The sequence below is a fragment of the Streptomyces sp. NPDC060205 genome, from assembly GCF_042728395.1.
Lineage (GTDB): Bacteria > Actinomycetota > Actinomycetes > Streptomycetales > Streptomycetaceae > Streptomyces.
On the sequence record NZ_JBHWZP010000327.1, the window covers coordinates 1 to 10,039 of the forward strand.

Below are 10,039 nucleotides of genomic sequence, written 5' to 3' on the forward strand. Positions count from 1 at the left end.
CCGAACTACCCCTTCCCCCCACCCCCCGTGAACTTCTCGTACTCCTTGAGGACTTCCTCCGTGGGACCGTCCAAACGGAGTTCCCCCCCGTTCGAGCCACAGCACCCGATCACACGTGTCCCGGATCGACTTGTTGTTGTGGCTCACAAGAAAAACCGTGCCCGCACTCTTCCGCAGCTCGCGGATCCGGGCTTCGGAGCGCTTCTGGAAGGAGCGATCCCCCGTCGCGAGGGCCTCGTCGATCATCAGCACGTCGTGGTCCTTGGCGGCGGCGATGGAGAACCGCAGCCGCGCGGCCATCCCGGAGGAGTACGTGCGCATCGGCAGGGTGATGAAGTCGCCCTTCTCGTTGATCCCGGAGAAGTCGACGATCTCCTGGTAGCGCTCGCGTACCTGCTCCCGCGACATGCCCATCGCGAGCCCGCCGAGGTAGACGTTGCGTTCGCCGGTGAGATCGTTCATCAGCGCGGCGTTGACGCCGAGCAGGGAGGGCTGGCCGTCCGTGTAGATGCGGCCGTGCTCGACGGGCAGCAGGCCCGCGACGGCCTTGAGCAGGGTGGACTTGCCCGAACCGTTCGTGCCGATCAGGCCGATCGCCTCACCCCGGTACGCGGTGAAGGAGACGGACCTGACGGCGTGCACCTTGCGCACGCCCGAGGCCTGTTCGGACTTCTTCCCGCGCAGGATGCGGTTGAGCGCGGCGGTCGCGCTGCCCCGCCCCACTCCCGTGCCGTTGACCCGGTAGACGATGTCGACGCGGTCGGCGACGACGGTGGGGATCCGGCGGTCGGCTCCGTCGGTGACTGCGCTCTGTTCGGCAACTGCGTTCTGTTCAGCCACGGCCGTACGTCTCCTCAGCCTTCCAGAAGTAGATGAACCCGCCGACGCCGGCGAGCAGCGCCCAGCCGACCGCGAGAGCCCACACGTGGTGGGGGAGCTGGCTCGCGTGGAACGAGTCGATCAGCGCGAACCGCATGAGGTCGATGTAGACGGCGGCCGGGTTGCACTGGAGGGCGAGCAGCACGATCCGCGGCATGTCCGGGTGGCCGCTGAGCACCCGGTCGATGCTCCACATGACACCGGAGACGTACATCCAGGTCCGCAGCAGGAACGGCATCAGCTGGGCGATGTCCGGGGTCCGGGCGCCCAGCCGGGCCACGATCATCGCCACGCCCGCGTTGAACACGAACTGAAGTGCCAGCGTCGGCACGGCCAGCAGCCAGGACACGCCGACGGGCACACCGAAGCAGAGCAGGATCACGAACAGCGCGGCCATCGAGAACAGCAGCTGCTGAAGCTGTTGCAGCGCGTACGACACCGGGAGCGCGGCCCGCGGGAAGTGCAGGGCGCGGACGAGGCCGAGGCTGCCGGAGATCGCCCGGGTGCCCGCCATGATCGAGCTCTGTGTGAACGTCCACACGAACACGCCCGTGACCAGGAACGGAACGTAGTCCGGTACGCCCCGGCTGGTGCCCATCAGGACGCCGAAGATGAAGTAGTAGACCGCCGCGTTCAGCAGCGGGGTGGCCACCTGCCAGACCTGGCCGAGCTTCGCCTGGCTGTACTGGGCGGTGAGCTTGGCCGTGGCGAACGCGGTGATGAAGTGCCGGCGCGCCCACAACTGACGGACGTACGCGGGCAGGGTGGGCCGTGCGCCGCTGACGGTGAGGCCGTGGCGGGCGGCGAGTGCCGCGGGGTCGTCGTCGGGCAGGACCGGCGCCGGGGGCGGGGTCGCCGAGGACGGTGTGTCGAGGACCTGACTCACATCCGCTGCTTTCACTCGGGGGAGGGGCGGAGAGGGAGGAAGGGACGTGCGCGGGAGCCCTTGAGGGCTCTTTACCTGCGGTTGAGCTGCGATTGGCGACGGCTTTACGTCGGGACGGGACCGTATCGTCGTCACGTGAGCGTAGGCCGATCCGGCGTCGGAACGCAACCGTTTCGTCGTCACGCCTCTATGCTGGGACGCATGACGACGAACGCCGACGCCGACGGAGCAGCCCAGAGCCCTCAGCAGCCGGAGTTGCCGCCGCGGCCGGAGCCGGAGGCGAAGCCGCAGCCGCGCCGCCGGGCCCCCGCCGGGGCGGCCGTCCTCCGGGAGGACGTCACGGAGGCGATCCGCGCCGCCGTCTTCGGGGAACTCGCCGCCGTCGGATACGCGCGCATGTCCATCGAGGGGATCGCGCGCCGCGCGGGCGTCGGCAAGACCGCCGTGTACCGCCGGTGGCGCTCCAAGCTGCACCTGGTGCTCGACCTGGTCTCCGCGATCGCCGTGCAAGGGCTGCCCGCGCCCGACACGGGCACCCTGGAGGGCGACCTGCGCCTGCTGTACGAGGTCACCTCACGCGCCCTGCGTCACCCTGTGGCCTCGCAGGTCATCCCGGATCTTCAGGCCGAGGCGGCCCGCAATCCGGAGATCGCCGAGGCCCTGCAGAAGGCACTGCGCGAGGGGCAGGCGGGCGTCGCGAACGGCATCGTCGAGGCGGCCCGCGCGCGCGGTGAGATCCGGGCGGACGTCGACGGCGAACTGGCTCTCGACCTGATGTCCGGACCGCTGTACTGGCGCGCCGTGGTGATCCGTGGCCCAAAGCCGCCGAAGGGATATCTGGAGCGCTTGACCCGGGCCACGGCGGCGGCTCTCAAGGCGCTGTGAGGGACCGGAGACGGCCGTTCCACCTGCGGTTCGGCGACGTCCGCCGCCCTGCTCCGGGCCTCTCCCAGGAGGCGCTCCAGCCCCGCAGCGACCGGATCGTTGTCATCCACGCCTCACTCTCGGGGCCTCCGGGGGCGCATACTGGAAACACGATGACGAAGCCATCCGCGCCCCGGCGCCACCTGTCCACCAGTCCCTTCAAAGCTCCGGTTGTCCCGGTCGCCAAGCACTTCGCCCTCGGTGACCGTGTGACGCACGACCAGTTCGGCCTGGGCAGGATTGTCGGCGTCGAGGAGGGCATCGCGATGCTCGTCGACTTCGGCTCCCGCCAGGCCCGTATCGTCAGCCCCTACACCCGTATGGACAAGCTCTGACGGATCCCGTCAGAGCACCCTCGCCGCGGCCCAGGACCACCTCCGGCCCGCGGCGAGTGCGTTTCACAGCCGCGCGGCGCTGCGGCAGTTCCTAGGTCCGGCGTGCCTGCGGGTGGAGTCGTAGCCAGCCCTCCCAGGCCGACGTGATCATGTCGTCGAGGCCGTACTTCGCCTTCCAGGCGAGCTCCGCGGCGACGCGTTCGGCGGAGGCGACGACCCGGGCCGGGTCGCCGGGCCGGCGCGGGGTCACCGTGGGCGCGAGCGTGTGACCGGTGAGCTCGTTGATGCGGTCGATCATCCGGCGGACCGAGACTCCCTCGCCGCGGCCGATGTCGAGGGTCAGCGCGGTGCCGGGGGCCGCTGCCAGCCGCCTCGCCGCCGCCACATGGGCGTCCGCCAGGTCGACGACGTGGATGTAGTCGCGTACGCAGGTGCCGTCCGGGGTCGCGTAGTCGTCGCCGAAGATCCGCGGCGGCTCGCCCGCCGTCAGCTTCTCGAAGACCATCGGCACGATGTTGAAGACACCCACGTCGGCCAGTTCCGGCGCCGCCGCGCCCGCCACGTTGAAGTAGCGCAGACAGGCCGTCGACAGACCGTGCGCGCGGCCCGTGGCCCGCACCAGCCACTCCCCGGCGAGCTTGGTCTCCCCGTACGGGTTGATCGGCACACAGGGCGTCTCCTCGGTCACGAGGTCGACGTCGGGCATGCCGTACACCGCGGCCGAGGACGAGAACACGAAGGACGGCACCGCGGCGGCCGTGACCGCCTGCAGCAGCACGCGCAGCCCCTCGACGTTCTCGCGGTAGTAGTGCAGGGGCAGGTCCACCGACTCGCCCACCTGCTTCTTCGCCGCCAGGTGCACCACACCGGTGATGGCGTGGTCCTTCAGCGCCCGCGCGACCCGCTCCCCGTCCAGGGTCGAGCCGACGACGAGCGGCACCCCGTCCGGGACGCGCTCGGAGATCCCGGTGGACAGGTCGTCGTACACCACGGTCCGTTCGTCCGCCTCGGTCATCGCGCGGACGACGTGCGCCCCGATGTAGCCGGCGCCGCCGGTGATCAGCCAGGTCATCTACGGCCGTCCCCTCGTGTGTCCTCGTGCCTGTCCGAGTGTCCCTCATGGTGCGGACACGGATCAGTGAAGCAAACGCCTCAGCCTGCGGCCCAGCACGGCCGCCGTCCCCCGCAGGCCCGGTTCGATCCGCAGGGCGAGCGAGCCCGCGTGGGTCGCGTACGGCTGGACGAGCAGGACCCCGTGCCGGGCGCTCGGCAGCACCGTCCGGCGCAGCAGGCCGGGTCCCGTGCTCGCGTGCGCGGTGGTCTCGCGGGTCGTCCCGTCGTGGAAGCGCAGGCACAGCCGCAGGTCCCAGGTGCCGGAGCCGAGCGCCGCGAGGTCGGCCGGCGCCTCGGCCGTCCAGGAGTCGGTGCCGGAGCCGATGGAGTCGGAGCCGATGTCGTCCGCGTGGAAGCGCGCGGTGAGCGTCAGACCCGTGCGGCCGTCCCCCCGGTGCACGAACTCGGCGTCCACGGTGGCCGGTGCCGCGTCCGCCATCCGCCCGTACAGCTCGTGCAGGCGCAGCCGCAGCCGGGTGCCGCGCGCGCGGGGCCGCAGTTCCGCGTCGACGGCCACCGGCAGGACGCGTACGGGCCGGTGCAGGAGGTGTTCCAGGGTCACGTGGGGCAGGTCTGCCGACCAGACCGGCGTACCGTCCTTCGCCCGCGCGTACGGGGGCCGCAGCCGGGCCGGACGCGCCGCGACCTCCTTGACGCGGATCAGGTCGCGCGGTTTTTCGGAGGCCAGCACCACCTGGGCGATCACCCTGCCCGGCGCCGGGGCCAGCGCGAAGTCGGCCGCGTCGAACGTCGCGAGGTAGGCGCGCGTGAGGGCCCACCACTCACGCCGGTAGCCGGCCCCGCGCAGATCCAGCTCGCGCACGTACATCCGCAGCGCGTGGTCGAGGAACCGCGCGCGGGACGCCCGGGCCAGCCGTTTCTCACCGGCGGCGAGGAGGATGTCGTACGCAAGGGCGTGGGCGGTGATCCTGGCGCGCCAGTTGTCAACGCCCGACCTGTCCAGCGAGATCGACAGGTGTTCGGCGGTGCGGCGCACGTGCCAGACGTAGACCGTGTCCGGGATCAGCGCGATACGCGGACGGGCGGCGAGCACCCGCGCGGTGAAGACGAAGTCCTCGTAGGGGAAGCGCCCTTCGGGGAAGCGGATGCCGTGCCCGCGCAGGAAGTCGGCGCGGTACAGCTTGTTGACGCACAGCGTGTCGTGGACCAGGCGGACGCGCCGCGAGGGGCGGGTCACCAGGGCGGCCCCCGCGTACAGCTCGGGCTGCCAGCGGACCTCGCGGCCGGAGGGCAGTTCGCGGCGCACGCACAGGCCCGCGGCGACCTCCGTACCGCGCCCGCCGGCCGCCGTCAGCAGGGCGTCCACCGCGCCCGGCGGCAGGACGTCGTCGCTGTCGAGGAACATCACGTACGGAGCCGTGGCGGCGTCGATGCCGTCGTTGCGCGGGCTCCCGCAGCCGCCGCTGTTGACCTCGCGGTGCACGACCCTCAGGCGCGGCTCGTCCAGCGCGAGGCGGTCCAGGAGGTGTGCGCTGCCGTCCGTCGAGCAGTCGTCCACGGCGATCACCTCACGGACCGCGGGTCCCTGCGCCAGCGCCGAGCGGACCGCGTCCCCCACATGGGCGGCGTCGTCGTAGCCGATGACGATGACGCTGACCTGCGACGGACGGGGAGTTCTGGCTCGCATGACGTGCAGGGCCTCCATGGGACGGAATGGTGGGAAGTGTTAGCTATTTTCCGTTAAGAGGTATTTACGGCACTCACTGTCTCATGGGGGACAGGGCGCGTGGTGGGCAGGGGTTCCCGCGGGACGGCCGGCGGGGTCGCGGCCCTCCACAGGCGGCGGAAGGAGAGCCCGGCGGCCGTCACCAGCAGGCCGTTGCGGACCAGCATCAGCAGGGTGCCCGTCCAGGTGCAGGCCACGACGTCGTCGTACAGGACGGGGTACGCGAGGGAGCTGACCGCGGCGGCCGCGGCGACCAGCACCGCGACCGGGCGCTGCGTGGTGTGCCGGGAGGTCAGGCACACGGCGGCCAGACCGATCAGCCACACCAGGTACTGCGGACTGATGACCCGGCTCGTCACCGTGAACAGGAGCACGGCGCCGAGCGCGGCGTCGTAGGGGGTCGCCGGCGTCCAGTGCCGCGCGCGCAACCGCCACAGCAGCAGGGCGCCGAAGGCCGCGACGGTGAGCGCGAGCGACACCGCGGCGACCGAGGTGACGTACGGGCCGGTGAACTCCATCGCGCCGTACCGGTAGCCCACCCGGCCCGGCCAGCCCGCGTGGTGCGCGAAGGACAGGGCCGTGCCGCCGAGCGACTCGATCTGCACGCCCCGGCCGCTCTGCTGGCGCAGGAAGTCGAACGGGTCGCGGAACAGGGCGGCGAGCGTCAGCAGCAGCACGCCCGCGGTGACGGCCGCCGACGTCCACGCCTCCTTCGTCGTACGGCCCCGGGGCGTGCCGATCAGCGTCAGCGCGGGCCACACCTTCACCAGGGCGCCCAGCGCGGCGAACGCGCCGCACGCGCGCGTGGAGTGCGACAACGCCAGCAGGGAGACGACGGCGAAGGCGGTGACCTGCACGTCGTAGCGTGCGAGCGGGATGTGCAGGAGCAGGGGCAGGGCCGCCGTCCACAGGGCCGCGCCGCGCAGACTGCGGCCGGGGCGGGTGCCCGCGCGCGCGAGGACGACGGTGACCAGGAGGTCGGTGGCCAGCGTGAGGGCCACGAACGCCTCGAAATACGTCAGTCCCGGCAGCAGGCCGGGGGACAGCAGGACGGGGCCCGCGCCCGGCGGGTACTGCCACAGGCGATCCCCGGAGGGGAACGTGCCGGTGGCGAGGACGCCGTACCAGCGGGCGTACAGCTCGTGCACCTCGCGGGCGACGCCGCCGACACCGAGCGGGGTGCGGCCGTCCTGGGAGAGCAGCCAGAGCATCAGGGCGCGGGTGGCCGACCAGGTCGCGGCGAGGGTCAGGAGCTTCTTGCAGGACTTCTTCCTGGGGGTCATCCGGGGGATCGTAAGCCGCAAGGTGGCTTATACCGGCTGATGACGAGTCAATCAGCTGCAAAGGTCAGCTATTAGCACAAGATCTGCCGCATGACCGTCAAGTGTTCGAGGGGTGCTGTCGGTTCCGGCTTCGGCTTCGGTGTCGCCGGTGTCGGTGCCGTCGTGGTGCCCGGGGCCGTCATGTTGGTGATCGGGCTGTGGGGGATCGACCGCGGCGGGATGTGGCGTGACGAGGCGGTCACCTTCCAGGTGGCGCGGCGGTCGCTGCCGCAGATCTGGCAGCTGCTGCACTCCGTGGACGCGGTGCACGGGCTCTACTACCTGCTCATGCATCCCGTCCTTGCCGTCCGTCCCGGCGAGGTCGCGTTGCGCCTGCCCTCGCTGTGCGCGGCGGCCGTGACGGCGGCTCTCGTGGCGGCGCTGGGGGTGCGGCTCGCGCGGCCGCGGGTGGGGTTGTGGGCGGGGCTGCTGTACGCGGTGACGCCGATGGTGGGGCATTTCGCGCAGGAGGGGCGGTCTTATGCGCTGGTCGCCGCCGGGGTGGCGGGGTCTACGTTGTTGCTCTTGCGGGCGGGGGGCTCGGGCTCGGGTGTGTGTGTCGGGTGCGGGTCGGTGGGGGCTTGTCGCGCCGTTCCCCGCGCCCCTGGTGGGGGGTGGTGGCGGTCGTGTGTTGGGTGTGGGTGTGTGGGGGCTTGTCGCGCCGTTTCCCGCGCCCCTGGTGGGGGGTGGTGCTGGGGTCTTTATGGAGGGGTTGTCGGCCTCACTGTTCTGCTGCATGAGATGGCCGTGCTGGTTCTGTTCGCGCATGCGGGCTCGTTGGGGCTCGGGCGGGTGGCCCGGGCTGTGTGGTGGGGGTGGGGGCGGGCCGTCGCGGGTGTGGTTCTCGTGGTGGTCGTTCCGCTGGGGGCGGTCTCCCATGGGCAGGCGGGGCAGGTCGCGTGGCTCAGGGCTCCCGGAGGCGGGGCCGTCGAAGGGCTCGTGCGGTCGTTCGCGGGGCCGACCCCGCTCGTCCTCGGCCCGTATCTGCTGCTGATCGTCCTCGCCCTGCGCGGACCGTTCGCCCGCCGCGGTGAGCTCTCCCTGCCCGCGGTCGCGCTTCCGCTGCTGCTCGTGCCGCCCGCGATCCTCCTCGCCGTCTCGCGTCACTGGCCGCTCTTCGACGACCGCTATGTGCTGTACGCGCTCGCGGGCGCACCCCTGCTGGCGGCGGCGGGCGCGGACCGGCTGGCCGGGGCGACGGCCCGGCTGTACGGCCGCCGGACACCGCGATACGTCCACGCCCACGCCGTCACGTGTCTCGGCGTGTTCGGTGTCGCGCTCGCCTTCGTCGCGCAGTTGCCCGTCCTGCGCGCGGACCGGGATCCCGCCCGGCGCCCCGACGACCTCGCCGCCGTCTCGGCCGCGGCGGCCCGGCGGATGAGCCACGGCGACCCCGTGCTCTTCCTGCCGGCGCTGGCGAGGCGTGCGGCGGTGGCGTACCCGAAGGGTTTTCGCGGTGCGGCGGACATCGCGCTGCGCGAACCCGGGCCCGTCTCCGGCACTCTCTACGGGCGTGAGGTCGGCCCCGCCGAACTGCGCCGCCGGCTCGACGGGCTCGACCGCGTGTGGGTGGTCGCCGAGCCGTACGCGCTGCGGCCCGGCTGGTATCCGCCTGCCCCCGCCGAACAGGTCAAACTCGCCCTGCTGAAGGGCGAGTTCGTGCCGCGGGCCGAGTACGTGCGCAAGGCGTCGGTCATGCGGCTCTATGTGCGCAGGTCCGCGGCGGCGGGCGCGGCCGGGGTCACTCGCAGCCCGGGGTCTCCTCCAGCGCCGCCGCGTCCAGCGCGCCCGTGAGGCGGTCGAGCCGGGTCCGCAGGTCGTTGATCTCGGCCAGCTCGAAGCCCGTCGCGGCGGCGATCCGGCGCGGTACGCGCAGCGCCGGCTCGCGCAGGGCCGCGCCCTCGCCGGTGAGCCCGACCACCACGGACCGCTCGTCCAGGGCGCTGCGCTCACGGCGTACGAGACCAGCCGTCTCCAGTCGCTTCAGGAGGGGCGACAGCGTCCCGGAGTCGAGCCGCAGGTGCTCGCCGACCTTCTTCACGGGCAGGTCGCCGTGCTCCCACAGCACGAGCATGACCAGGTACTGGGGATAGGTGAGCCCGAGATCCTTCAGCACGACGCGGTACAGGCTCCCGAAGGCGCGCGAGGCGGCGTTCAGGGAGAAGCAGATCTGCTGGTCGAGGCGGAGGAAGTCGTGCTCGGGGTCCTCGGACACGGGCGTCGTGGTCATGCCTCCAGGGTACCTCGGTGCGTCATTTAGTTGTGCACAATTTAATTGTGTGCTCTACTTGTGGTTGTCGGCGGCCGGGAACTGAGGCCGCGGGCCCGATCCGAACCTTTGAGAGGGATGGTTTCCATGGACGCGATCTACACCGCCGTAGCCACCGCCACCCACGGCCGTGACGGCCGCGCCTACAGCTCCGACGGGCAGCTCGACCTACAGCTCGGCATTCCGACGGAGATGGGCGGCAACGGACAGGGGACGAACCCCGAGCAGCTGTTCGCCGCCGGGTACTCGGCGTGTTTCGCCAGTGCGCTCGCTCTTGTGGGGCGTTCGGCGAAGGTCGATGTCAGTGACGCCGCGGTGACGGCGGAGGTGGGGATCGGCAAGCAGGGGGAAGGGTTTGCCCTCAAGGTCACCCTGCGGGTGGAGCTGCCGGAGTCTGTTGACGCGGCCACTGGGCGGAAGCTGGTCGAGCAGGCGCACCAGGTGTGCCCTTACTCGAACGCCACGCGGGGGAACGTGCCGGTCGAGCTGGTCGTCGAGTAGTTTTTCGCCCCCGCCGCCCCTTCCCCTTCCCGTCCCTGGAAGAACCTGCCCTGCGGGCCGGTGGGGGCGGGCCTGAACGATTGCGCAGTTCCCCGCGCCCCTAGGTACCGAGGTACCTAGGGG

Annotated in this window: 9 protein-coding genes and 1 pseudogene; 4 read left to right on the plus strand and 6 right to left on the minus strand. The window is 71.7% G+C overall.

The genetic code is table 11. From position 1 onward, the window contains the following. Positions 1-5: 5 nt before the first annotated feature. Positions 6-840, minus strand: a pseudogene (locus tag ACFWGJ_RS36320) (ABC transporter ATP-binding protein). Then, positions 833-1,765, minus strand: a complete 933-nt coding sequence (locus tag ACFWGJ_RS36325; protein WP_387333137.1) for an ABC transporter permease — start codon at positions 1,763-1,765, stop codon at positions 833-835. Before ACFWGJ_RS36325 ends, ACFWGJ_RS36320 begins: the two are co-directional and overlap by 8 nt. A 201-nt stretch (positions 1,766-1,966) precedes the next feature. Here ACFWGJ_RS36325 and ACFWGJ_RS36330 point away from each other — a divergent pair, with 201 nt between their 5' ends. Next, a complete protein-coding gene (locus ACFWGJ_RS36330) occupies positions 1,967-2,650 on the plus strand; it encodes a TetR/AcrR family transcriptional regulator (RefSeq protein WP_387333139.1) in 684 nt (227 codons plus the stop codon). Between the two features lie 152 nt (positions 2,651-2,802). Next, on the plus strand, positions 2,803-3,024 hold the full coding sequence (locus ACFWGJ_RS36335; protein WP_055517933.1) for a hypothetical protein: 222 nt from the start codon (positions 2,803-2,805) through the stop codon (positions 3,022-3,024). 91 nt (positions 3,025-3,115) lie between these two features. Here ACFWGJ_RS36335 and galE read toward each other — a convergent pair whose 3' ends face one another. The 3 genes from galE to ACFWGJ_RS36350 all read right to left on the minus strand — a co-directional run bounded on the left by galE (position 3,116) and on the right by ACFWGJ_RS36350 (position 7,107). After that, positions 3,116-4,096: a UDP-glucose 4-epimerase GalE gene (gene galE / locus ACFWGJ_RS36340; protein WP_387333141.1), complete on the minus strand. Its 981-nt coding sequence runs from the start codon at positions 4,094-4,096 to the stop codon at positions 3,116-3,118. Between the two features lie 63 nt (positions 4,097-4,159). After that, complete coding sequence (locus ACFWGJ_RS36345; RefSeq protein WP_387333143.1) at positions 4,160-5,785, minus strand: glycosyltransferase family 2 protein; 1,626 nt, start codon at positions 5,783-5,785, stop codon at positions 4,160-4,162. Positions 5,786-5,838: 53 nt separating this feature from the next. After that, positions 5,839-7,107 (minus strand): glycosyltransferase 87 family protein, encoded by a 1,269-nt coding sequence (locus tag ACFWGJ_RS36350; protein WP_387333145.1) that lies wholly within the window; start codon positions 7,105-7,107, stop codon positions 5,839-5,841. A gap of 180 nt (positions 7,108-7,287) precedes the next feature. Between ACFWGJ_RS36350 and ACFWGJ_RS36355 the strand changes: the two genes are divergently transcribed. Then, positions 7,288-8,940: a hypothetical protein gene (locus ACFWGJ_RS36355; RefSeq protein WP_387333151.1), complete on the plus strand. Its 1,653-nt coding sequence runs from the start codon at positions 7,288-7,290 to the stop codon at positions 8,938-8,940. On the opposite strand, the gene ACFWGJ_RS36360 is transcribed toward ACFWGJ_RS36355, so the two are convergent. Beyond that, positions 8,888-9,376: a MarR family winged helix-turn-helix transcriptional regulator gene (locus tag ACFWGJ_RS36360; RefSeq protein WP_387333147.1), complete on the minus strand. Its 489-nt coding sequence runs from the start codon at positions 9,374-9,376 to the stop codon at positions 8,888-8,890. The two genes, ACFWGJ_RS36355 and ACFWGJ_RS36360, sit on opposite strands and share 53 nt — an antisense overlap. A 126-nt stretch (positions 9,377-9,502) precedes the next feature. Here ACFWGJ_RS36360 and ACFWGJ_RS36365 point away from each other — a divergent pair, with 126 nt between their 5' ends. Continuing rightward, positions 9,503-9,916 carry an organic hydroperoxide resistance protein gene (locus ACFWGJ_RS36365; RefSeq protein ID WP_387333149.1) on the plus strand — a complete coding sequence of 138 codons (414 nt, stop codon included), beginning with the start codon at positions 9,503-9,505 and terminating at the stop codon, positions 9,914-9,916. Positions 9,917-10,039 lie beyond the last annotated feature (123 nt).

Coding starts and splice junctions, on each gene's coding strand:
- ACFWGJ_RS36335 (WP_055517933.1), top strand. CDS start 2,803: ATGACGAAGCCATCCGCGCCCCGGCGCCACCTGTCCACCAGTCCCTTC.
- ACFWGJ_RS36360 (WP_387333147.1), bottom strand. CDS start 9,376: ATGACCACGACGCCCGTGTCCGAGGACCCCGAGCACGACTTCCTCCGC.
- ACFWGJ_RS36330 (WP_387333139.1), top strand. CDS start 1,967: ATGACGACGAACGCCGACGCCGACGGAGCAGCCCAGAGCCCTCAGCAG.
- ACFWGJ_RS36365 (WP_387333149.1), top strand. CDS start 9,503: ATGGACGCGATCTACACCGCCGTAGCCACCGCCACCCACGGCCGTGAC.
- ACFWGJ_RS36355 (WP_387333151.1), top strand. CDS start 7,288: ATGTTGGTGATCGGGCTGTGGGGGATCGACCGCGGCGGGATGTGGCGT.
- galE (WP_387333141.1), bottom strand. CDS start 4,096: ATGACCTGGCTGATCACCGGCGGCGCCGGCTACATCGGGGCGCACGTC.
- ACFWGJ_RS36350 (WP_387333145.1), bottom strand. CDS start 7,107: ATGACCCCCAGGAAGAAGTCCTGCAAGAAGCTCCTGACCCTCGCCGCG.
- ACFWGJ_RS36345 (WP_387333143.1), bottom strand. CDS start 5,785: ATGCGAGCCAGAACTCCCCGTCCGTCGCAGGTCAGCGTCATCGTCATC.